The organism is Bacteroides sp. NSJ-39 (assembly GCF_014287315.1).
In the GTDB taxonomy this organism is placed as follows: domain Bacteria; phylum Bacteroidota; class Bacteroidia; order Bacteroidales; family Bacteroidaceae; genus Bacteroides; species Bacteroides finegoldii.
In genome coordinates, this window is the sequence record NZ_JACOOB010000008.1 from 49143 (window position 1) to 73537 (window position 24395).

Annotated in this window: 20 protein-coding genes; 5 read left to right on the forward strand and 15 right to left on the reverse strand. The window is 42.4% G+C overall.

Annotation, left to right across the window (positions count from 1 at the left end; translation table 11 throughout):
• Positions 1-11 precede the first annotated feature (11 nt).
• Genes H8S63_RS11175 through H8S63_RS11185 form a run of 3 tightly spaced genes read left to right on the forward strand, consistent with a single transcriptional unit; the run spans position 12 to position 2623 of the window.
• The gene (locus tag H8S63_RS11175; protein WP_186926814.1) at positions 12-1232 is read left to right on the forward strand and encodes an SPFH domain-containing protein; all 1221 of its coding nucleotides are present in this window, start codon (positions 12-14) and stop codon (positions 1230-1232) included.
• Positions 1233-1254: 22 nt separating this feature from the next.
• The gene (locus H8S63_RS11180; RefSeq protein ID WP_007757963.1) at positions 1255-2010 is read left to right on the forward strand and encodes a hypothetical protein; all 756 of its coding nucleotides are present in this window, start codon (positions 1255-1257) and stop codon (positions 2008-2010) included.
• Between the two features lie 34 nt (positions 2011-2044).
• A complete protein-coding gene (locus H8S63_RS11185) occupies positions 2045-2623 on the forward strand; it encodes a zinc ribbon domain-containing protein (protein WP_022275465.1) in 579 nt (192 codons plus the stop codon).
• On the opposite strand, the gene pgeF is transcribed toward H8S63_RS11185, so the two are convergent.
• The 13 genes from pgeF to H8S63_RS11250 all read right to left on the reverse strand — a co-directional run bounded on the left by pgeF (position 2620) and on the right by H8S63_RS11250 (position 19425).
• On the reverse strand, positions 2620-3441 hold the full coding sequence (gene pgeF, locus H8S63_RS11190) for a peptidoglycan editing factor PgeF (RefSeq protein ID WP_186926815.1): 822 nt from the start codon (positions 3439-3441) through the stop codon (positions 2620-2622). The two genes, H8S63_RS11185 and pgeF, sit on opposite strands and share 4 nt — an antisense overlap.
• Positions 3438-4601 carry a GTPase ObgE gene (gene obgE / locus H8S63_RS11195; protein WP_022275467.1) on the reverse strand — a complete coding sequence of 388 codons (1164 nt, stop codon included), beginning with the start codon at positions 4599-4601 and terminating at the stop codon, positions 3438-3440. Before obgE ends, pgeF begins: the two co-directional genes overlap by 4 nt.
• Before the next feature lie 44 nt (positions 4602-4645).
• Positions 4646-5215, reverse strand: a complete 570-nt coding sequence (locus H8S63_RS11200) for an adenylate kinase (RefSeq protein ID WP_007757959.1) — start codon at positions 5213-5215, stop codon at positions 4646-4648.
• Positions 5216-5248: 33 nt separating this feature from the next.
• Positions 5249-5785 (reverse strand): hypoxanthine phosphoribosyltransferase, encoded by a 537-nt coding sequence (gene hpt / locus H8S63_RS11205; RefSeq protein WP_007757958.1) that lies wholly within the window; start codon positions 5783-5785, stop codon positions 5249-5251.
• A gap of 150 nt (positions 5786-5935) precedes the next feature.
• Positions 5936-7264: a hypothetical protein gene (locus H8S63_RS11210; RefSeq protein WP_186926816.1), complete on the reverse strand. Its 1329-nt coding sequence runs from the start codon at positions 7262-7264 to the stop codon at positions 5936-5938.
• A gap of 96 nt (positions 7265-7360) precedes the next feature.
• Positions 7361-8719 carry a TlpA disulfide reductase family protein gene (locus H8S63_RS11215; protein WP_186926817.1) on the reverse strand — a complete coding sequence of 453 codons (1359 nt, stop codon included), beginning with the start codon at positions 8717-8719 and terminating at the stop codon, positions 7361-7363.
• A 22-nt stretch (positions 8720-8741) separates the two neighbouring features.
• The gene (locus H8S63_RS11220) at positions 8742-10328 is read right to left on the reverse strand and encodes a PKD-like family lipoprotein (RefSeq protein ID WP_186926818.1); all 1587 of its coding nucleotides are present in this window, start codon (positions 10326-10328) and stop codon (positions 8742-8744) included.
• Between the two features lies 1 nt (position 10329).
• Complete coding sequence (locus H8S63_RS11225; protein WP_017142491.1) at positions 10330-11097, reverse strand: DUF4843 domain-containing protein; 768 nt, start codon at positions 11095-11097, stop codon at positions 10330-10332.
• Positions 11098-11131: 34 nt separating this feature from the next.
• Entirely contained in the window at positions 11132-12601 is a 1470-nt protein-coding gene (locus H8S63_RS11230) for a RagB/SusD family nutrient uptake outer membrane protein (RefSeq protein ID WP_186926819.1), read from the reverse strand.
• Positions 12602-12637: 36 nt separating this feature from the next.
• A complete protein-coding gene (locus H8S63_RS11235; protein ID WP_007757944.1) occupies positions 12638-15979 on the reverse strand; it encodes a SusC/RagA family TonB-linked outer membrane protein in 3342 nt (1113 codons plus the stop codon).
• A 35-nt stretch (positions 15980-16014) separates the two neighbouring features.
• Positions 16015-17097, reverse strand: coding sequence for a FecR family protein (locus H8S63_RS11240; protein WP_186926820.1), 1083 nt, complete (start codon positions 17095-17097; stop codon positions 16015-16017).
• 82 nt (positions 17098-17179) lie between these two features.
• Positions 17180-17725, reverse strand: coding sequence for an RNA polymerase sigma-70 factor (locus tag H8S63_RS11245; RefSeq protein ID WP_007757939.1), 546 nt, complete (start codon positions 17723-17725; stop codon positions 17180-17182).
• Between the two features lie 155 nt (positions 17726-17880).
• Positions 17881-19425, reverse strand: a complete 1545-nt coding sequence (locus H8S63_RS11250; protein ID WP_186926821.1) for a peptide MFS transporter — start codon at positions 19423-19425, stop codon at positions 17881-17883.
• Positions 19426-19832: 407 nt separating this feature from the next.
• On the opposite strand from H8S63_RS11250, the gene H8S63_RS11255 reads away from it, so the two are divergent.
• Together H8S63_RS11255 and H8S63_RS11260 are read left to right on the forward strand one after the other, a co-directional pair.
• The gene (locus H8S63_RS11255) at positions 19833-21344 is read left to right on the forward strand and encodes a bifunctional ADP-dependent NAD(P)H-hydrate dehydratase/NAD(P)H-hydrate epimerase (protein ID WP_022275474.1); all 1512 of its coding nucleotides are present in this window, start codon (positions 19833-19835) and stop codon (positions 21342-21344) included.
• 73 nt (positions 21345-21417) lie between these two features.
• A complete protein-coding gene (locus tag H8S63_RS11260; RefSeq protein ID WP_055279131.1) occupies positions 21418-22485 on the forward strand; it encodes a DUF4831 family protein in 1068 nt (355 codons plus the stop codon).
• A gap of 33 nt (positions 22486-22518) precedes the next feature.
• On the opposite strand, the gene H8S63_RS11265 is transcribed toward H8S63_RS11260, so the two are convergent.
• Positions 22519-22869 (reverse strand): PqqD family protein, encoded by a 351-nt coding sequence (locus H8S63_RS11265; protein ID WP_186926822.1) that lies wholly within the window; start codon positions 22867-22869, stop codon positions 22519-22521.
• Between the two features lie 5 nt (positions 22870-22874).
• Positions 22875-24263: an MFS transporter gene (locus H8S63_RS11270; RefSeq protein WP_186926823.1), complete on the reverse strand. Its 1389-nt coding sequence runs from the start codon at positions 24261-24263 to the stop codon at positions 22875-22877.
• Positions 24264-24395: the final 132 nt, after the last annotated feature.

Here is a 24395-nt window from a genome sequence, read left to right on the forward strand (position 1 = left end):
TAAATTCATATATGGGATTCTTTAATAAACAACGAACAGACGGCCGGACATACGACGGTCAGGGGGAAGAACGAAAAGGATTTATCGATCGTATTTCATTCAATGGAGAAGCAGAAGACATTGTATGGAAGTTCCCGTACGATAATCTTTCCATTGGCACACAATTGATTGTCAATCACAGTCAGGAAGCAATATTCTTGCGTGGTGGTGCGGTATGTGATATTTTTGGCGAAGGTACACATACGCTATCAACCAATAATATTCCGGTTCTCCAAAAATTAATTAATCTACCCTTTGGAGGCAGAACTCCTTTTACAGCAGAAGTCTATTTCGTCAGCAAAACCGTACGTCGTAATCTCAAATTCGGAACAATCAACGCTGTTCCTGTATGCGACCCGCTTTACAGTATCCCCATTCCCGTACGAGCTTTCGGTGAATACGGTATCCGAGTCGTGGACGCTTCAATGTTATTAGGCGAATTGGTCGGTACACTTCATACATTCGACACGGAAAGTATCATAGAGCAATTTAAGTCTGTCGTTTTGCAGCAATTAAACGCCAGTTTCGGACAGTTCGTCAAACAGGAAAGAATCTCCGTAGTAGACTTGCCGGCTTACTCTCCGCAAATGGCACAATACTTACAAAACTGTCTGAAGAGTGAATTTGCGAGGTATGGCATCAGTCTGGAAAACTTTAATCTGGCCAGTATCAATTATGATGAAGGCCATCCGAATGTCCAAAAAGTACTCGAAGCACAAGCCAATGCCGCTGCAGAAATATTTGAAGCGCAAGGACGTGCGCAACGACGCAACATCGAACAATATACTTTCCAGGAAGAACGTCAGTTTGATGTCATGGAGACCGCTGCCGGTAATGAAGGAGGAAGCGGGCAAATGATGGGCGCCGGTATGGGGCTAGGTATGGGAGTAGGTATCGGAGGGGCATTCGGAACTCAGATGGGTAACATTGCCGGAGTGATGACCAGCCAACAGCCGTCTTCTGCCGCAACTCCGCCTCCACCACCTATGCCTGTAACGTATCATGTTCTGGTCAATAACGTACAACAAGGACCTTACGATCTCCCCACATTACAACAAATGGCACAGAACGGAACGCTTACACGTGATACTTACGTATGGAAAAACGGAATGCCGCAATGGACTAAAGCAGGCGAAAGTACCGAACTGCAATCATTATTCAGCGCAGTTCCCCCTCCTCCACCCATTTTATAATCACCCTTAATAAAATCAGGATATGGCAAATTCCAGAATATCTTTTGTATCCAATATTCTTATTCCCATCTTGACGGGTATCATAACGTTAGTATTATTCCTTTTATTCCGCCCGGAAAATGCCGGAGCTTTGTTCTACACCAATATGATATATACGTTACTACTGGAAGGCTTTTTATTCGGCTTTTTGAGTCTGCTACAAAAAGAGAGCAAGAATATTTCAGGAGCATTTTACAGCATTATCAGCGTCGGTGCAATCTACTATATCATATTCGGTAGTGGTTGGATGATAGCTTACTCATTGCTTCTGACCGCTATACTCTCATACAAAGTATATATCGCGGTTCATAGTATCATATTCTTGTTATTTATAATCGTAGGCTCAATAGTCACTCGGACCGATAATAGCTATCACGAAAAGACGGAAGAGCAGACGCAACAGATGAGAAGTATCCGGTTCTACACCGAAAAGATGAACCAATTAGCTTCCAAGTATTTGCAACAAGGGATTGATAAAGATACAGACCTTTCACAATGGGACGGATACAAGGTTCTCGGAACACTCATTACAAAGATAAATCACCTCACTCCTTCCATCTTCCGTAATGATATGGCAGTCAAACAGCTAAGCAATATGCTGGAAAATTGCGAAAAGATTGTTGCTGAGATGGAAGAAGTACCTGATTCGGATTTGAATATGATTGACCGTAAAATGAAACGATTCGCTTCAAATGCAATAGATGAAATAACGCTGTTGCGCAATCTGTCGCGAGGATAAATCACAGAATAACATTATAGATAAAACAATAATCATGGAAATAATATCACTTTCATGCCCCAATTGCGGAGCTCCCGTATCTACCCGGCAGAATAACTGCGAGTACTGTCAAAGCCCGGTTATCATCACCTCTTTTACGAACATTGCAGATATGCCTCTGCCGCAAATCAGCAAGTACGCAGACTCATACAAGAAAACATTGGCAGAGAATCCGGACAGCCAGGACCTGAATCTGTCTATCGGCATCTGCTACCTGAGGCTGAAGATGTACGAAAAGGCATCTGCCTCATTCGAAAAAGCGATGGAAGATAACTTTGATAATCCCGAACCATTCTTTCTGGCAGCAGTTTCATTGTTACGAGGAAAAAAACCGTTTGTCACTCTCCGCCCGGTAATCGACAAAATAGAAGAATATCTGAATGCCGCAGTTATGATTGAACCGCGAGCAGTTTTCTATTATTTCATGTCGTATATCAAACAGGATTATTATAACCGGAAATTTTTCAAGACATCACCCACCAGCGAGGAATTGTATGCCACAGCTATCCAATATGGATTGACAGAGACCGATATCCAGTCTTTCCATTCTATGATCGGTATGCCACGCCCCTAACCGCCGGAAGAGGTCAACATGATTCCGGACAAAATACGTCCGGAACGAATCCCTAAACGACGGGCGGAGAAGAACTCGTCACAATGGGTATAAGTGCAGATACCGGACAGTTCTATCTGACTGTCGGGAACGCCAAACGATAATAACTGTATCCGGTTAGCCTCCCACAAATCCAAATGATGTTTTCCGGTTTGCCCGTTCCACGTCGAAATACGGAGCATATCAAAATCTTGTTCTTTGAATGCTTCGTATACTTCTTCACCCACTTCAAAAGACTCCAATGAGATACTCGGACCTATGCAGGCTATAACATCCTTACCTTCCGTTCCGAAAATACAGTGCATTTTCTCTAAAGTACCGCGAAGGATATGTGCCACTGTTCCCCGCCATCCGGCATGCACCGCCGCAATGGCTTGATGAGTGCGGTCATACATCAAGACAGGCACACAGTCCGCCGTAGAAATACAGATGCAATATCCGGGTTCGGAAGTTATCAGCGCATCGATTCCATACAACGATTTTTCTTTCTGTTCCGGAGATAATCCGGTAAAAGTGTCCTCAATATGCAAAATCTCCGTACCATGTGTTTGCACAGGGACTACCAGCTCAACAAGAGACTGTGGCAATGCTTCCAAAAGTAGCTTTCTGTTAAGCCACACCCGTTCCGGTTCGTCCCCACTGTAATGCGAACAGTTGAAAGACGCATAAGCCCCTTCACTGTACCCTCCCCACCGGGTAGTTACAAAATGAGAAATGTTGGAATATGAGCTTAGCGACTCACATCCCAACATTCTTTTATCTTCTGTGAGTGAAATCATTTTTCTTCCCAATCTTCTTCTTCGTACTCATAGTCGATGTCCTCGTCATCATCCGCATCTTCCTCATATTCATAAACGATGTCTTCATCCTCGCCCATGTCTTTGAGTTCCTGTTGCAAGCGGGTCACGTCTTTCGGACGGTGGACAATCGCCTCTATCTTGTTACTCTCCTTATTCAGTTCTTCCCAAAGGATGTCTTTCAACACCGAGATTCCCAAACCGGAAACAGAAGAGATGAATACGTGCGGTATGCCTTCGGGCAATGTAGGCTCGATTTCGTCCATCAGTTCCTGATCGAGCATATCGCTCTTGGTAATTGCCAACACCCGTTGTTTGTCCAGCATTTCAGGATTGAATGTACGCAGTTCGTTCAGCAAGATATCATATTCTTTACGGATATCATCACTGTCCGCCGGAACCATAAACAACAACAAGGAGTTGCGTTCGATATGACGCAGGAAACGGAGTCCCAAACCTTTACCTTGACTGGCTCCCTCGATAATTCCAGGAATGTCCGCCATTACAAAAGATTTCCCATCATGATAGGAAACGATACCCAGATTCGGTTCGAGTGTCGTAAACGGATAATCGGCAATCTTCGGTTTGGCAGCCGAAATGGAAGAAAGCAAGGTAGACTTTCCCGCATTCGGGAATCCTACCAGACCAACGTCGGCAAGTAGTTTCAGCTCCATGATAACAGTCATTTCCTGCATCGGTTCTCCCGGCTGCGCAAAACGCGGAGCCTGGCGGGTTGCCGTCTTGAAATGCCAGTTACCTTGACCGCCGCGACCACCTTTAAGCAGAATCACTTCCTGCCCGTCTTCAGTCACATCACAAATGTACTCTCCGGTTTCGGCATTGTAAACAACCGTTCCGCAAGGTACTTCAATTACCTTATCCTCGCCGTCTTTGCCGAAACTACGTCCTTTACTTCCCGACTCTCCATGACCTGCCATCGCATGACGGTCAAACTTCAAGTGTAGCAAAGTCCAGTAATTACGGTTGCCGCGCAAGATGATATGGCCTCCTCTTCCGCCATCGCCCCCATCGGGACCTCCGTTAGGACAATATTTCTCGCGCCTCATGTGCGTAGAGCCTCTTCCGCCCTTACCCGAGCGACAGTATATCTTTACGTAATCAACAAAATTCGATTCAGCCACGTTGGTTAATGATTAATTGGTTAGTGATTTATATTTAAAGAAGACTACAGTCCGTCCACCGCTTCACAGATATCCGCAAAGATACCTTCCATAGTGCCCAGACCGTTGATGTGTTGGTATTTCTTTTCGTTCTTGTACCAGTCAATCAACGGAGCAGTCTGCGAGTGATATACGTGCAGACGTTTCTTGATCGTCTCTTCATTGTCGTCAGCACGGCCGGAGTCCTTACCGCGTTTGATAAGACGTACCATCAGTTCATCCTCTGGAACATCCAAATCGAGCATTACAGAAACATCCTGTCCTCTTTCCGCCAACATTTTCTTTAATGCTTCCGCCTGTGCAATTGTTCTTGGGAAACCATCGAAAATTACACCTTTGCTATCTTTAAAGCTATCAAATACGCTTGCCAGAATATCAATCATCAATTCGTCGGGAATCAATTGGCCTTGATCGATATAACCTTTAGCCGTTTTACCTAGTTCTGTGCCGTTCTTGATTTCAGCACGCAATACATCTCCGGTTGAGATGTGATTGATTCCATACTTTTCTACAATACGTTCGCTCTGCGTCCCTTTGCCGGAACCCGGAGCACCGAAAATTACAATGTTCAACATCTTTTTTACCTAAAAATTAATTTGTATTTGAATTTAGTCTACTACTGTATAAATGTCGGGATAGTTACGTCCGAAGCCGTCATAGTCCAGACCGTATCCCACGATAAAGTCATTCGGTATCTCCATCGCTACATACTCGATGTTGAGGTCTACCTTCAACTTCTCCGGCTTCACCAGCAGAGAAGCGATGTGAATTTCCTGCGGATTGCGTGTACCTAATGTATCCAGCAGACGTTGCATGGTGAGCCCCGTATCCACAATATCTTCTACAATGACAACCGTACGTCCGGCAATGTCTTCATTCAAGCCGATTACCTCTTTGATAACTCCTGTGGAAGTTACTCCCTGATAAGAAGCCAGCTTCACGAATGAGATCTCACAAGGAATCGTAATATGCTTCAATAGGTCGGCGGTAAACATAAAAGAACCGTTCAACACACTAAGGAAAAGCGGATTCTTACCTGCCAAATCGCGATTGATTTCGTTCGCTACACGAATCACTTCTTTCTGAATATCCTGTTCCTTAATAGAAACGGTAAACTGTTTGTCTTTTATCTGAATGGTATCCATAACCGGTTATTTTAAAAAAGTTGTCGCAAAAATACAATTTTTATTCTACTTAGTGAAATCTATATAGACGTTTTTATAAGAAGAAAAGGAGATGTGTTCTTGCACACACCTCCTCTCCTACTTGTTATAGTATGAATTCTTTATCTATAGCTATTTTTCATAAGTAATCTCTACTTTAGGAATATAAGCATTCATCAGAGCTTCCGGTCCACAATCGATGGACAAAACATTGTTGTTCATCGTCACATTCATATCAATAGTCTGCTCAGTTGTCTCTCCCGTATCCCAATCCATAATAGGTAATACCACTGAAACAGGTACTTTCTTGGATACCTTTCCCGTCTTGTTCAACAAGAATGCCAAAGCGGCATCTTCTTTACTCATAATCAAGTTAAACAAATGAATTGCAATAGCAGGATCTATTGTATTGGGAATTACCGATAGAGAAGCCTCTCCATAGTTATAGTGTATATCACCAACAAAATTTTCCAAGTTACCGTCCGCATTATACGCAAATGTCAGATTCATACCTTCATAGAAATCTCCAGGATTTGTAACAGAAGACAAATAATCACCTTCATAGCTCCAAGTATTAAATTCTTCCGTTTCATCATACTTATCGGCAGCGGTAGCTTTTACTATTTTACCGTCTTGCAATGTGTAAACTAAATTTTCCTTCGTATCATCCAAACTAATTGCCGTTATCGTATTTTCTTCATACTTAAACTCACGGTTTAAAAGCATATCATCTGTCGTAGCGCTGACCAAACGTCCTTCCACATCATATCCTAATTTAAGAAGTAAAAAGCCCATTTCTCCCATATCCATATTAATGGATTTTACTCTCATAGCCTTTTGCACCTTCAGCACAACATTCTCCAATTTCCAAGAATTGGCTCCACGAACCAGATTTACGGTATATTCTCCTTCGGGACAGTCAGTCGGCAAAGTGAATGTCAATCCATCAGCAGTAACCGTAACTTCGGAAATTTCAATAGCTTCTGCTCCTTCTGCTTTCAACACAATCTTATCGCCGTCCGCATATCCGCTACCTCCAAGCGTCACTTCGCTTCCTGGACTTACCTCTTCATTGGACAACGAAGGACTCGTAATCGGACTGTCCGCATCCGTCAAAGTGATAGAACCAAGTGTCCACTCGTTTCCGCTTTGTGTCAATATCACATTATAAACTCCTGACACCAACGTCATGGGAACTGTAAACGTGACTCCCGAATTAGAAAAAGCAGCATCCATCTTTGTCCGTTCTTTGGAGGCGTTCTCCAAATACAGATTAACGCCTGAAGCCGTAAATCCAGAACCTCTGATAATAACCTCACTGCCGACCGCAGCCGAAATTGGAATGTTCACACCGCTGACAGGAAGCTGTGGAGTTGAATCACCTTCATCGTCCGATGAACATGCTGTAAATGTACACATCACCGTACATACCATCAGCATCAATAACCAAATCTTTCTCATAACCAGTAAATTTCAAATTAATAATTAACTATACATATATTGTTAAGTATTTCTAAACATTTTCATACAAGATTATCCAGCCGAGCGCAGATGAGCTTAAATGCCTTCCAAAGTATTCAATATACGCTCTGTATCATCTGATGAAGGACGTAACATATCATTGTTTATAATCTTTCCTTCCTTATCCAAAAGCAAGAAACGGGGAATTCCCTCAATATTGTATGCTCTTTGGAAAGAGCTTCCACGACCGATAAGCAACTGAACACCGGACAAATCTCCACTTTTTACTTTTGCCTCCCACTTTGCCTTATCATGATCTATCGAAAGACTCAAAAAAGTAATATTCTTCCCCTCAAACTTTGACTCCAACTTTTTTAGGAAAGGTAATTCCCTCTGACATGGACCACACCAAGTAGCCCACAAGTCTATATAAAGATACTTTCCTTTAAAATCAGCTAGAGAATAAGACTTTCCATTTATATCAACCGCCTGAAAATCCGGAGAAGGCTTACCGGGAGAAGACAAATTCCATTTCTCATATTTATCCTGATAATCTGCCAAAAGCACAGTATCCTTCACATAAGTATGATAAATATTTTCCAAATCTGTAATATTCTTAATACCAAACCTTTCTACATATTCCGCAGCCAGACTGTTCAGCAACACTTCTTTGACTCTTTCATTCTTGAAATTATCTGCAATGTATCGCATTTGAGCAACGGTTTTCGGATAATAGTCGGTAACTTCCCGATTAGGAGTATCAAGTATATGAGACAGTTCCACAACAAAGTCACGGTACTCATCCATATCCAGCCAATCCTCATCTTCCACCATATACTTCCGGAGAGTATCGTAATAAGCCTCATCCGGGCGATAAGTACTATCTTGCGTCATCATAATATGTCCCATCGGATACATGACTACTCCTGTTCCATAAGAATAATGAATACGCGCCGCCTCCATTTTGTTAAAATTACCAATGTCATCCAGTCCGCGAACATTCAGCAATTTATATGCTTCCTGTTCTTTCTGCTCTACTTTCTGCATATACTCATTCAGAGGAAGAGCATACGTTTCATCCGGCAACGACGTGAGTGTAACAGTATTCAGATAATCAATTACTGGTGCCTTTTCACCTTCAAACTTAAACGTTCCGACATAATCATTGCCATCAAAAGTAATGTGTACACGATCTCCTTTTTCCAAATATATTTTCCGTTCGTTCTGGCCATAGAACAAATTAGCATATAAAGCATTTACACCGGAAATTGTATCCGCTCCATATCCCTGCTCATTCAGAGGAACTGAATTTATCGTTCTATGATACACCAACACAACTTCGGTAGCTGTAGGATTCTTAACATCAAATGTAACCACAATGTTATCCGGTTTACCGGAAGAGGTACAAGCACTTATCAAACCGGCCAACAACACTACAAATAAACAATTTCTCATATATTTCCTTTTTAGTAAAAATTTAATTATTCCTTTCACGATAGGTAGCGTCTACGATTCGAGCAAACCCAGTATACTTTTCCGGTGTAACAGAACTGAAATCACCTTCTGACTCCAATCCTTCATAAACCCGTAATATTCCCTTTCCAGCACCATCTACACTTCCTACAACCAAATCATATGAACGAGAGGCATTGGCACTTTCCCGATAAAGATTAAATTTGAGGCAAGTAATAGTTTCCCCATTCAAGGTAAATTGCCGTTCTGCTCCCAAAGGTGAAACAGATAAGTCGACCCGGTAAACCGTATTGTCCACAGCATAATACATATAATTTTTCAAAGAGCTAAAAGCATACAAAGTGCCCTCTTCCCCTATTCCCGTACAACCGGACAAGTCACCATAATAGGATTTTCCCAACACATAAGTGCAATCTGCATATAAAAGTAAATCCCCCAACTGAATGCCATAAAGATAAGACCTGCCATCCTTAGTCAGAATAGTATAAGTTGTCCCCATTTTGGCATTACCCGGATCATATTTCGTATTCTCCATATAAACATAATCATACCCTTCAGGATAATCATAAGACACACTATGCACCACTCCATTATCACCTTTAAAACTGGTAGCTATTTCTTCCATTTTATCCATCGTTACCAAAGGTTCAAGACTACCTAAATCTTCATAAGCCATCATCGGACAATACGCCATAAAACATTTATTAGTCGTATCATACAGTAAATACACAGCTACATACATTGATGCTGACACATTCGCCCCCACGTAGGGAGCTACATCAAAAGTCTTATTCACCACACTCTGATACAGACCATCTATCCCCATCCCCCTTTCACAGTAATAGGCTTCTTTACCACTGACAATCATTTTACCCAAACCAGCAGCAGTAATAGAATAAGGACGCAAAGATGCACCGTTTGCAGCTGCTTCATAAGCGAAATTATATTCTTCCTTCCACTCGAAATTATTCTTTCCCAAACGAGTAGCTCCATCATCTGTCAACAAGTAAAAAGGAGACTGGGCATCCGTCATTGTCGATGAAAGAGATTGAATCTTTCGCGGACCTTTCCATTGAGAGATTTCACTATAATTTTTCAGAAGATCAAAGTATGTATCTCCTGTAACCTTAGAAACCATATCCAAACGTGCACGTCCTTCTTCATCTGAACAAAGCACCATCCAACCTTCAGAAGTAGTATCGCTGACAGTCAAAGTATAATTTTTTTGCCAATATATGCCCGTATCCTTCTCCGTCACCGTAAAATACAGGGTGTATACATCAGCGTTCAAAGTTACTTCATAGTCCAAATTGCGAGTATTGCCAATCACAGTTTCCACTTCATTCTCTATATCCTGATTGATTACCTTCCACTCAAATTCATACCTGTCGTCAGGAAGAGCAGAAGTACCAAAATCCGGTGTCAATTGTAACCGGTTATGCGTCAAGACAGAAATATTATCATCCACTCCGGAAATTTCAAGTTCTGTCAGATTACGGTAATCATAATTTCCTTTATCTTCCGTACAAGCCACCAATAGAAAGCCTGCTACCAGAATCCTCCATAAATTACTATACAAATTCTTCATCATATCAGTTCTTTTTAAACGTCAAAGGGTCTCCATTTCCATCAAAGGCATTTTCATCAAACTCTTCACCTGCATTCTTCTTTTCCTCTTGTTCCTTCACATACTGAGTCATTTCCGAACTAATATATACCTGCATGGCAAAGGTCATTACCGACACGTCATTAAAATCAGCCGGTGCAACATCCAGCACATCACATATCAATTCAAACTTCTGTTGCGAAAATGCTCCTAACAGATTTTCTTCCCATGCTACAGGAGCAGAGGTAAACATATCTGAAAATATAATACGGTAGCGCAAGGTAGATACTGTATCTCCTCCAGCTTGTATCTCTTCCGTTACAGGAAGTGCAAAATAGTCGTTCGCACGAAGCTCCATATAAATAGTCTTTTTCATTGTTTTCAAAGATTCCGTGCGTTTTAGAGTAACTATATAATTTATACCTGAAGCTCCGGCCGGTATCTCTACCTTATCCGACAACACATAATCCGTTCCCTCTACAGCATTTTCGGAACTAACACGGATATCTACCGGGCGGGACTCATCTACAGGACGTCCCAACAACTGGATTTTCACAGGAATTTCCATATCATCTCCACTCTCGTAGACAAAAGTAACATCTATGCTATCCTGCAAAGCACTCGCAGAAGAACGGTTATTAAAATAAATACCGCTAATATTCTGAAAAGTACCGGGCTCGCGTTCGTCACAGGCCGACAGACCAATCAGCAGGCTAAGAAAAACCACGATATATCTATTTTTCATTTTCATCATACATCTTATTTTGTTCATTTAAAAGCATTTACTTTCAATTTTCTGTTTCCGAATCAGGAAGAGGAACTACGAATATCTGATCACTTGCTTCCGGATTTTTACTAGATACGGACGAGAATAAAACAGGTCTGTACAATCTCTTATAGAGATAAAAGAGTTGCCCTTCACCGTATAGCTCACGTATATATTCATACACAAGCAAATCTTGGGTCAATGATGAAACAGTAGTTACCCCACGATTCCGTCGCAACGTATTGACATAACTGGAACCTGCCGTCAAAGAAGCAGACTGGCTCTCGGCTGCAATAAGATACATCTCACCTATACGTAACATTGGAATCATTGTATTTTCTATTTTTCCGGTATCCTCCATATCCGCATATTTATAGAAATACCTGTTAGAACCTGAAGCCACCCAATTCACTCGATAACGGTAGTCGTCCTGGTTGCCTCCGGTAGCTGTGCCTCCGAAAATGAGATTATTCATCAGATCATTATCCATTCTGAATACATAGTTAGGAACACGAGTCGGGTCAAAATAATTTTTAAACAATTGGTTACGGCTTGCATGAGAGAGAGCAAAGATCACTTCAGAAGAGAAAATACGGTCCGGATCATCCGGTGAACCAGTAACCAGTTTTTTATCTACAAACGGAAAAATACCGCTATCTACCGCTTTTATGATTTCCGTAGAATAGTTGAATGCTTTCTTTCTTGCACTTCCACCTTCCTCATCATTGCTACTTGCATACAGACAAACACGTGCTAATAATCCTGTCACCGCATAATAATTCATCCGTAAAGCACGATAGCGCAAAAAGTTAGAATTCTGATTTACATCTCCACTCATCATCGTACCCTCCGTCTTTACCGGATCATTCACTAATAAGATTCGCGCTTCCTCTAGGTCGGTTATTACCTTTCGAATCACTTCTGAAGCAGGAAGCTGTTCTTCCGGCAAATTGGTCTGCGCTGTATAATAGGGGATACTCAGCTTATCTTTATTGCGTGAATACACCGGACCAAACAGTCGAAGCATGTCAAAATGTAGCATAGCCCGCAGGGCAAGTGCTTCTCCGCGTATAATATTATAATTATCACCGGTAAAAAGAGATGTCCTGCTCTCCATATTCTCAAGAATCTCATTACAATTCAAGATCATCGCATACGCTTCATTCCACGTCTCGCTCAGTCTTCCACGCCAATATTCCGTTTCATATTGATAGTCGGCAAGATCTTTGTAATTTCCCCACACGGAATTGTCCGTCCCTATTGTATAAGCACCTCCCATTATTTCAATCATTTCCACAGTCAAAGCGCATCCGTATAGCTTGTCATTATTCAATTCCACATATACGCCATTCAATAATTTTTGGAATCCCTCCTCCGTAGAGAACAGTTCGTCATCCGATATCTTATCATAAGGCTTCACATCCAACCAGTCACTACAGCCACATAGCAGAAAGCAACCGAGCAACATACCTGTATATATTTTATTCTTCATAACTCATTCGTTTTTATAAGTTTTCTCTTCCATTGTTTAAAAGGTGGCACCGATAGACAAAGAGATCGTTCGTGCAAAAGGATAATCAATTCCACGTTCCGCCTTAACGGTAGACCAACGGAATATATCATTCATATTTGCCTGTAAAGATAAAGCTGCCAAACCTAGCTTCTTGACAAATCCTTGATTGAACTCATAGCCCAGACTGACAGACTCGCAAGTCAGTGTGTTTTCATCCATCACAAAACGAGAAGATTTCTCAGTAGTCTGCACCATAGATATACCTTTGAACTGCGCTTCACGGTTGGACTCCGACCAACGATTGTATAGCGCACGCTTATCTTGATTGTTGTACACTTCTTCTGTACCTATATTCTCTACCTTGTCGAAAAGAGAAGTGTTGAATAACTGCCCGCCTATTTGATAACGGAAAAAACAGCTGAGTGAAAAGCCTTTATAATAGAATGTAGTCCCGAACAATCCTTCTATATCAGGTTCCGTATCTCCTACCACTACTTCGTCATTCACATCATAGGAAAAAGAATATGTACCATCCTTCTTTATAAAGAGCTCTTTACCGGTAGCCGAATCTATTCCGGCAGACCGCACAGCCCAGATAGCTGTAGGACTTCCCCCGTCATAATAACGGGTAGTACCCGCCAATGAAGCCTGTCCGCTCTTATTCAAAGCACTAAAAGAGTCACCGATATTGGCATATTTCGAACGAGAGTGCGTTGCATTCACGCTCAAATTCCAATTGATTCCCTGTTCCGGCAGATAAATAGGAGAAAACTTCAATGTAGCTTCCCAACCTTTTGTTTTTTGCATACCGGCATTCATTGTCAGGCTTGTCACTCCCATAGAACCCGGAGTCGTGATGACAGCCAGCAACGGATCAGTATTCTTCCAATAATAATCCAAAGTCACATTGATCCGGTTATTCCACATCGTAATATCAGTACCGATATTATAATTGATTGTTTCCTGCCATCCCAAGTCTTTGTTTCCCAATGCATTCAGAATCACACCTGTTCCGAATACATTCGTCATCCAGCCATTGAACTTGTAAGTCGAGAATGCCTGATAAGCGGCAAAATTCTGGTTTCCCGGGTTTCCGACAGAAGCTCTCAGCTTGAGAAGTTGAAAGAAATCTTTATCTCTAAGGAACTTCTCATTATGAATATTCCAACCAAGCCCGACAGACCATGTATTCCGAAAACGGTTATCCGTGCCGAACATAGACGCGCCATCACTACGATAATTAAAATCAAGCAAGTAGCGATTATCATAAGCATAACCGCCATTGATATAAAAACTTGCCGCACGTTTCTCCGTCCGACTGTAATCCGGACTTTCCCCGTTTGGATAGCTATTGGCAAAAGATGGAGAATCAAACTGATCATCCGTAAAACCATTGGCTGAGAATCCATAATTTTCTCTTTTGGTACTGCTAAAATTGAATCCGGCCACAGCATTAACCATGTGTTTATCGGCAAATAAACGACCAAATGTAGCGGCCAGATCCCCTTCATATACTAATCCTTTGGTTTGTGTGTGCGTATATAACCCTTTCTCCGTATCACTTACATCATCAAACTGTGAATGTAACGGAGACAAACGGACATCCGACGTATCATCCGATTTCGTCAGGCCGAATTTGGCTCTTAAACGAAAATCATGTGTAGCAAACCACTCGATGATAAAGTTGTTGGTAAATCCAAATTCCTGCCCTTTATTATAATTGTTCAGATGAGCGTTCCATAACGGATTGGAAACAGAAGAATCATTTATGCCATCCTCCGGATAATACAGGTATTTTTCTATCTCACCTGCTGAATTATATTTCCGGTAATAAGGATTCGCCTGTGCATATTCCGAGAAGGAAACAGTTGGGTCGACCGTCTCCAAATAATCAATTGTCAGCTTATTGCTGAACTGAAATTTTCCCGTACGATATATCAAATCGATATTTCCTCCAATCGTTTGGCGTTCGGATTCTTTCATTACCCCATTCACATGACCTATGCTTAATCCTATTCCATAACGTATCTTTTCTTCACCACCTTCTGCATAGATATTGTGTTTGTGCGTAAACCCGTTACGTACCGGTTCTTTCAGCCAATAAGTATCTACTCCTCTTTCTATTTCCTTCAGCCGCTCGTTCCGCAAGCTATTTAAACGCAACTGATTGGAAGGACTGTTGGTGTTGTCCTCATATACTCCTGCCAATGTTTCAAACTGTAACTTTTCACGGGCATTCATCAGGTTATAGTCAGACAAGTCGGCTATATCTACTCCAAAATCTCCTTTATACGAAAGCTGAAGACGTCCCTTCTCCGGTGTTTTAGTTTCAATTACCACTACTCCATTGGAAGCTTTCGAACCATAAATAGCCGTAGAGGCAGCATCTTTCAATATCGTAACAGAAGCTACACGGTTCATATTCAGGTTCATCACAGTTTCCAGCGTAGTCTCGAATCCATCTAAAATAAACAACGGCTGGTTGGGATCTGTACCATATTCTTCCTTCAACCCTACTACACTGCTCTTTCCCCGTATCTCGATATCCGGCATTTGATTAGGATTGGAACCGAACTGATTATTTTCCATGATCTTAAAAGAAGGATCGAGTGTCCGCAAACTTTGCAAGACATTCTGCGAACCTACCGATTTCAACTCTTCCCCCTTAAATGTTGTGGAAGAACCTGTAAAACTTTCTTTTTTACGTTGATAGATTCCCGTAACCACCACATCTTTAATCTCCTGCAACTGTTGTTGCATTACGATATTTGCAAAAGATGAAGCATTCTTTCCGTTAAAATGTCTCGTAATCTTTTCATAACCGACAAAAGAGAAAGTTAGGTCGCAGCCTTCTACCGGTAACTTTATACTGAATTCTCCATTCAGATCCGTGGTCGTGCCGGACATTCCCGGTCCTGTTCCTCCTACTATTACCGAAACTCCGATCATCGGAGATCGGTCACTTCCATCAATAATCCGTCCTTTAAGTTCCATTTCTTTCTCTTCTTCCCGCAGTTCCTGTTTTCCGGAAGCAGGTCGCGGAACAATAATGATAGTACGATTCTCAACCTTAAAAGTGAAATTTGTACCGGACAGAATTTCTTGAAGTGCCTGTACCAAAGAAATATTATGATAATTAGCTGTTATCCTCTTCGGACATTCCGACAATTGTTTTGAATTATAAAAAAATTCATACCCTGTGACAGCACTCATCTTCTTCAATGCTTCCGCCACTGTCGCTTTTTTCAGCTCCACACTTACCGTTTGAGCATACACAGTACGACAACAGACTGAAAACACAAGAAATATAAGCCCTATCTTCCAATCAATGTGAATAAAACTTTTCTTCCTTTTCATACTCTTATCTCATTCTTTTTATATTGTTGTATCTCTCATCTCAACCAGAGCACCCCATTCTCAACCTCACAGACAACCCCATTGGTTTCCTCCATCAGGCGAGTAATATAGTCAACGCCACGTTCATAACTGATTTTCCCGGAAAAGGAATAGTTTCTCAATCGCTCGGCAACCTTTATTTCAACCCCATATACCCTTGAAAGGCGTTTTGCCAAGTCCGGAAGAGTTTCATCCTCAAAATAAATCCAGCCATCCTTCCATGCCGCAAAAGCCGAAGCGTCTACTTGTGCCACCTTCATAGCTCCAGACACACAATCGAAGCTCACTTGTTGATCAGGAGATAAGATGACAGGTTCTTTCCCCTCCTCTACCTGATAACTGATTTTTCCCGTTACAAGCGTAGTGAAATGTTTACTATTTTCCGGATAGGCATTTATATTAAAGCTGGTTCCCAATACCTGTACAGACTCCTGATTACCAGTTTCTACATAAAACGGACATTTCTCATTACGACTGACTTCAAAAAACGCCTCCCCCGTCAGTCTCACCCTACGTTCTTTCTTACCTTCAAACGAAGCAGGATACTCCAATGTAGAAGAAGCATTCAGCCATACTTTCGTACCGTCCGACAAAGTCATCTGAAAGTGACGTCCGGCAGGAACTTCTAGTTTCAAGATACGCTCACTTGCCAACGCCAGCTTTTTACCGGCAGCAGTTTGTAGAGCCACATCATCTGCTGTATTCTGCTCAATACGTGCTGCACTGTCAAGGGACATAACAACCTCATTCCCCATCTTTAATATAACTTGATCATCAGATATAGTGACCCCCATATCCTGTAACTGCGCAATGGCAGTAGGAACCTGTTCCGACGGAATAAGTGTCCGAAAAATCAAAACGCCCGTAATCAATGCCGCAGCAATACTACCGGCTGTCAATATACGAAACCTGCGTTTTATACGAAGTTTTCTCTGAATCCGACCTTGCAAGTCTTTAAACCCCTGATCGGCTATAAAAGGATCTTCCTGAGAATCGGGCAACTGCTTCCACAATTGTTCCAGCAGTTCATCGTCTTGTTCACCTATCTCCCGGTGCGGGATATCGTGTTTTGTATCCATATATAATGAAATTTACTCATTATATATAATACTGCACCTGATGAATTTACGTATCCGGTTCGATATTTTTTTTGAGAAAAGGTTATTTTTTCTTGATTTCCTTCCGCAACTTCTTCTTTACTTTATATAAAATAGTCTCAACTGTACGGATAGATATTGATAGTTCATCAGCAATAACTGCATTTTTCTTTTCTTCCCAATAACTCATTTGAAGTACTTTGCGGCTCTGTTCCGGCAGACGTTCTATGGCAGGAATCAACAATTCGTTTCTTTGTGAAGAAACAGGCACTTCCTCCCAATCCATCATTTGTTCCTCCATAGCTTTTTCTTCACGGGCCCTCCGTATTTCTTCCGCTTTAATCAATCTTAATGAATTATTATGAACCGCTCTTAACAGATAATTCCGTAATGATTTCGTGTCATCCAACGATTTACGATTTAGCCAAATAGCCATGAAAGCATCTTGCACCACTTCATAAGCCGCATCGGTATCTTGTAAAATATTTGTTGCATAAGTCCGCAGCAAACCACTATATGCTTTATACACAGCCTCAAAAGCCGTTGAATCTCCTTTTTTCAACGCTTTTACAATCCGGCTGTTATCTGATAAATCATATAGTTTTGCCATAAGCTATTTGCTCTTAATTAAAGAAATCAAGAGCAAAGTTAATAAAAAATCATTTCGGCATATATATTATGTTAGTTTTTTCTATCTTATAAAAGAAATAGTATAACAAAATGAGGTAATCACTTTCTTTTTGCACATTGTCTACATATAATACCTTATTCTACTCCGTGCATCATCTTCTGTAATTTCTTCGACAGCAGGAACAGAATCAGTGAGGCGACGCCCGACATTACCACAAATACCATAAAGAAATCGTACATCGTCGCAATCTGGAAGCCCAGAATGGTCTTTACTTTTCCATCTTCGGGATAAAGGCCGCTCAACATACCGGCAAATTTGTTGGCAGTGGCAGTGGAAAGATACCATATACCCATCATCAGGGAAGCAAAACGCAACGGACTCAGTTTGTTCACCATAGAAAGCCCGATAGGCGACAGGGCAATTTCACCCATAGTGTGGATAAAGTAAAGTCCCGTCAGCCAAATCATACTTACTTTCACTCCCGGAACCGCATCTTTCACTCCGAAACAGATGAAAAGATATCCCAAAGAGAGTAGCAGGAGGCCGATGGCCTGCTTAGTAGGGGAAGAAGGTTCCATTTTCCGTTTGTTCAGGAAACTCCATACTCCCGGCATGATGTAAGCCAGTACAACGACAAAAAGCGGATTAAAGGATTGAAACCAGGAAGCAGGCATTTCCCAACCTAAAATATCGCGGTTGGTCTGTTCGGAGGCAAAAAGGGTCAGAGAAGCTCCCGCCTGTTCATAGGCAGCCCAGAAGAAAATCACAAAAAAGGCGACGATATAAATGACAAAAATACGGCTACGCTCTATCTTTGTCAACGAACCATCCAACAGAATAAGTACCGGAAAGACGATGCAAGCCGTGAAAATACCGACACTAATCCAGTCGCCTGTGAATATGTAGCCAAAGAATGCCAATAGAACAGCAGTCAAGACAGTTATTATTATGAGATTACGTATTTTTGTCCGTGCGTCCATCTTCGGGTGAGAGATGTGATCGGCTTTATCTTCTTTCTTCTCACGTTTTGCATCAGGAATGATACCGATAGCTTCGCCGGATGGAGAGAAAAGATATTTATTCTTTTGGGTCTCAAAAAGTACGACGGTAAATAGCGTCATGATTCCGGCTGCCAGAAATCCCCATTTAAAATCATGCGGATCGCCGGTATCTCCCAAGTAACCGCAAATCAACGGAGCAGCAAAAGAACCGACATTCACTCCCATATAGAAAATGGTATATGCCGCATCCAACCGTTTGTCGCCCGGCTCGTAAAGCTGTCCAACCAGCGATGATACCGTCGGCTTAAAGCAACCGTTACCCAGAATCAAAAAGCCGAGTCCGCCATACATCAGCCAATGTGCTAGTTCGGTATTATTCAATGTGGAAGCACTCATAAACATCAGGAACTGCCCGACAGCCATCATCACCGCACCCCAGAACACTGAACGGCGAATGCCCCAATATTTATCGGCTATATATCCGCCAATCAACGGAGTCAGATAAACCAATCCGGTATAGCTGCCGTAAATAGACGCGGCCGCTTCTTTATCAAACAATAAAGCTTGGGTCAGAAAGAGAATGAAAATCGCACGCATACCGTAGTAGCTGAAACGTTCTGCCGTGCTTGTTGCAAAAATCAGGTAAAGGCCTTTAGGATGCCCTTTCAATGCGCTCATGAGTTTATGTTTTAGTAGTTTATGGAGCGCAAAGGTACAAAAAACTAAATAAAATGCCTTAAAAAAGTTACTCTCTATTGAATGTAAACTTACTAACGATAGGTTATAAAGTTCTTTTCTACTATTCCTAAACTATAAACGAAGCTTGCGTTTATAAAAACGAAGGCTTTGATTATATAAACGAAAGTTTCATTTATATAATCAGAGGCTTCGTTTATAGTTTTATTACTGATAAAAGAAAGTTTATTACCTATACAAAAGAACTTTATATCCCGTAGAAAAAACTTATCGACCTATATTCTGCCGGTCGTCTACCTACAATAAATGTGTTTTCTTCCTATAACAAACCGGAAAAGTCAGAAGAATCATGTACATTTGTGGGTAAAAAACTAAAAAAGGACATCACAATGAAAATATTTCCAAGCAGCAGTATCAAGAAATTGGACGCTTATACCATTGAGCACGAACCGATTGCATCAATTGACCTGATGGAACGTGCGGCAACAGTACTGACAAAAGCCATCACAGACAGATGGAGCACGGATACCCCCGTCACCGTTTTTGCCGGACCGGGAAACAATGGCGGAGACGCGTTAGCCATAGCCCGCATGATGGCTGAAAAAGGATATAAGACAGAAGTATACCTCTTTAATACTAAAGGAAATCTTTCACCTGACTGCCAGACGAACAAGGAATTGGTGGAAATGATGGAAGAAGTTACATTCCACGAAATCAGTACGCAGTTCGTACCGCCGACTCTGACATCGGAACACTTGGTGATCGACGGGCTATTCGGGTCGGGACTGAACAAGCCGTTAAGCGGAGGTTTCGCTGCCGTAGTAAAATACATCAATGCTTCTCCCGCCACAGTCGTTGCCATCGATATTCCTTCGGGGCTGATGGGAGAAGAGAACACATTCAACGTGAAAAGCAATATCATCCGCGCAGACGTTACTTTCAGCCTGCAACTACCGAAACTTGCCTTCCTCTTTGCCGAAAATACAGAGTTTGTCGGTGAATGGGAATTGTTGGATATCCAGTTGAGCGAAGAAGGAATCGAAGAAACGGAGACAAACTACGAAATGCTAGAGATAGAAGAAATCCGTTCACTTATCAAGCCACGCAAACAGTTTGCACACAAAGGGAACTTCGGTCACGCGCTGCTGATAGCAGGGTCAAAAGGAATGGCGGGAGCCTCCGTACTTGCCGCCCGCGCATGCCTCCGTTCCGGCGTAGGATTACTGACCGTGCATGCCCCGATATGCAATTATGATATTTTGCAAATGTCCGCACCGGAGGCTATGGTAGAGACGGACGCCAGCGAAAACTATTTCGCCGTGCCGACCGACACCGATGATTACCAAGCAGTCGGCATAGGTCCGGGACTGGGACGGAACGAGGAAACAGAAGCTGCCCTGATAGAGCAACTGGAACATTGCCAGACTCCCGTAGTATTGGACGCCGATGCACTGAATATCCTTGCCAATCATCGCCATACACTCACACATCTGCCGAAAGGCTCTATCCTCACTCCCCACCCGAAGGAGCTGGAACGCCTGACCGGCAAATGTCAGGATTCTTACGAGCGATTGACGAAGGCTTGTGAGCTTGCCCATACCGCCCATGTTCACATCGTTCTAAAAGGTGCCTACTCCGCCATCATTACTCCCGAAGGCAAATGTTTCTTCAATCCGACCGGAAATCCGGGAATGGCAACCGGAGGTAGCGGCGATGTGCTGACAGGAGTGATTCTGGCGCTGCTCGCACAGGGCTACTCCAGTGACGAAGCTGCCAAAATAGGTACGTACATTCACGGATTGGCAGGAGACATCGCACAGAAGAAACAAGGTATGACCGGGCTGATTGCAAGTGATATTATCACCTGCCTGCCCGCAGCTTGGCGGCTTGTAAGCGAATAAAAGTTAAGAACTTAGTGTTTATTTCAATAACTTCATTAACTTTGTTTTCAAAACAGTTAAAAAAGAACCGAATATGAAAAAACTGATTATAGCGGCGGGTCTGCTGATGACGACTTCCGCCTACGCACAGACCGAAGTATTGACAGGAGTCACTCGTGGAAAAGACTACGGAGTGGTATATAGTCTTCCTAAAACTCAAATAGAGCTTGAAATAAAAGCGAATAAAGTGAAGTATACTCCGGGTGAATTCAGTAAGTACGCCGACCGCTATTTACGGTTGAACAACGTCTCTACCGATCCCGAAGTGTATTGGGAACTGGCAAGCGTAAAAGTGAAATCCGTAGGAGTGCCCAATGGCGACGCTACTTACTTTGTGAAATTGAAAGATAAAACGGTAGCTCCTCTTATGGAACTGACTGAGGATGGTATCGTAAAGTCCATCAACGTGCCTTACAGCCAAAACAGTTCTGCAAAGAAGAATACTCCGACCGCTCCTGCCGGGCAGGTGAGCGCCAATCCCCGCGACTTCTTGACCGAAGAGATTCTGATGGCAAACTCCACCGCTAAGATGGCGGAACTGGTAGCCAAAGAAATCTATAATATCCGTGAAAGCAAAAACGCATTATTACGCGGACAGGCCGACAATATGCCGTCGGACGGCGCACAGCTCAAAATCATGATAGACAATCTGAACTTGCAGGAAGAAGCCATGACAAAAATGTTCTCCGGCATACGGGAAAAAGAAGAAAAGACATTCACCGTACGCCTTACACCGGATAAAGAGTTCAGTAATGAAGTAGCTTTCCGCTTTTCCAAGAAACTGGGCGTGGTTGCCAACAACGATTTGGCAGGAACTCCGTTCTATATCAGCTTGAAAGACTTGAAAACGGTAAAAATACCGCAAGAAGACGGAAAGAAGAAAAAAGACTTGGAAGGAATCGCTTACAATGTACCCGGACAGGCATTGGTTACACTGACCGACGGAAAGAAGAAACTTTATGAAGGTGAACTTCCTGTCACTCAGTTTGGTATAATAGAGTATCTGGCTCCGGTTCTATTCAATAAGAACTCGACTATCAAAGTGTACTTTGACCCGAATACCGGAGGATTGCTTAAAGTGGATAGAGAAGAAGGAAAATAGAAGGAACACATTATCCATATAATTTTCTTCTCTTTACTCAATCGACTTCATTAACTTTATAAATCCGTCTTTCTGCATCTGAGAAAGATAGATAGTGATACGCGACTCGTAGCCCGCTTCATGATGGAAGTGGTCTGCGAGTTTCTCTATAATCTCACGTACCGTACGTTTCCCATCTATCAGTTCCCATACAGCCGTACCGTGTTCCTCCAAATATATCCGACGCTCTTTCGACATCCCTTTCGGTACAAGAAAGCGTTGCATCCACGAATACTTAAAACGGGGAAAGGAGAGCACAATAGTCTCCCCTTCCCGTTCTGCTGTTATATGTTCACTGCGACAGGGAATAACCTCTAACAGGTTTGTTTTCTCTTTGGCAGCCATCGTTTTTATTTCTGAATATTTGCTTCTTCCAAACCGTAACCTTTCTTTCTGTTCTCTGCTTTCAACATCAAAGCAATGATCAAAGCCAATATGCCAAAGAGAGCAAAAATACTCATCGGCAATGTATAGTCATAGGTTTGCGCGCCATCTACTACCGGACCTTTGCAATAAGAATTCAGTACCCATCCGATCAACAAAGGCACACCCATCAATCCCCAATTCTGTACCCAGAAGATCAAGGCATAAGCCGTACCCAATTGTTTTTCCGGAATGATCTTCGGAACAGAAGGCCACATGGCCGAAGGTACCAATGAGAAAGCAAATCCCAAGATAATCATGATAATCGTAGCAAACCACCATACATTCAGGATAGGCAGAGCGAACATGGTATGCACGAATATCAACATGACAGATCCGATAACCATCAATGTAGCCCCCTTACCGATACGGTCATACAAGGAACCGAACAGCGGTGTCAACACAATAGCGCCGATCGGCAGCAGCCCGGGAATAGTTCCCGCCAATTTCGGGTCCACGCTATACTTCTGAACCATCAAATCGGCGGCATACTTGATGAACGGGAACACAGCCGAATAGAACAGCACGCACAGAAGGGCAATCAACCAGAATCCCTTGTTGGTAATAATATACACAATATCTTTCATACGGAACGGCTCTTCCGGTTCCAATCCTTCCGCATCCAACGACGCATCCAGTTTCTTATCGTAGAAAGTATAAATGAAGAAGGCGATTGTACCTACACACAACATTATGAGACAAAACAAAATAGGAGCAGGAATATTGGTATGGAACGCACCGCCTTCGTCCGTATATCCGAAGAAGTCCGCCAAAGGAACAGTCATCACCATGGCCAAAGTCGTCCCGATACGTGCCGTAGCCATTTCAAGTCCCATAGCCAACGCCATTTCTTTACCCTTAAACCATTTGACGATAATCTTGGAAACAGTGATTCCCGCAATCTCGACACCTACACCGAAGATGGCATATCCCAGTGCAGCAAGAGTCACTTGAGTCTTGAAGCCGAAAAGCATGGCGCCTTCGGGGAAGGTAGTAGAAATGGCGTAGTATTTCAATCCACAGCCGAATACCATCAACAGACACGCCCCCATTCCGGTAAAACGGACCCCCATCTTATCCAGAATGATACCGCCGAAGATCAACATCAACAAGAATACGTTAAACCAGCCGTATGCACTTGTGAAGAAACCGTAATCAAGGCTATCCCATAATAATTCTTTTTCAAGCATGGGTTTTAGCGGAGACATTACGTCAGTGAGGAAATAGCCGCATAGCATAGTAAAAGCGACCAATGCAAGAACACTCCAGCGTAACACTGCGGAGTCATTCAATTTCTTTTTTAATTGTTCTGTCATTGTTATATTTAAAAAGTGATTAATAATCTAAAACAATTAAGCGCGGATTACACTGACCACCCGGAACATTGAGAATCCGTGTAATCCGCGTAATCCGCGCCTAACAATATGTTAATGTGACAATATGCTAAT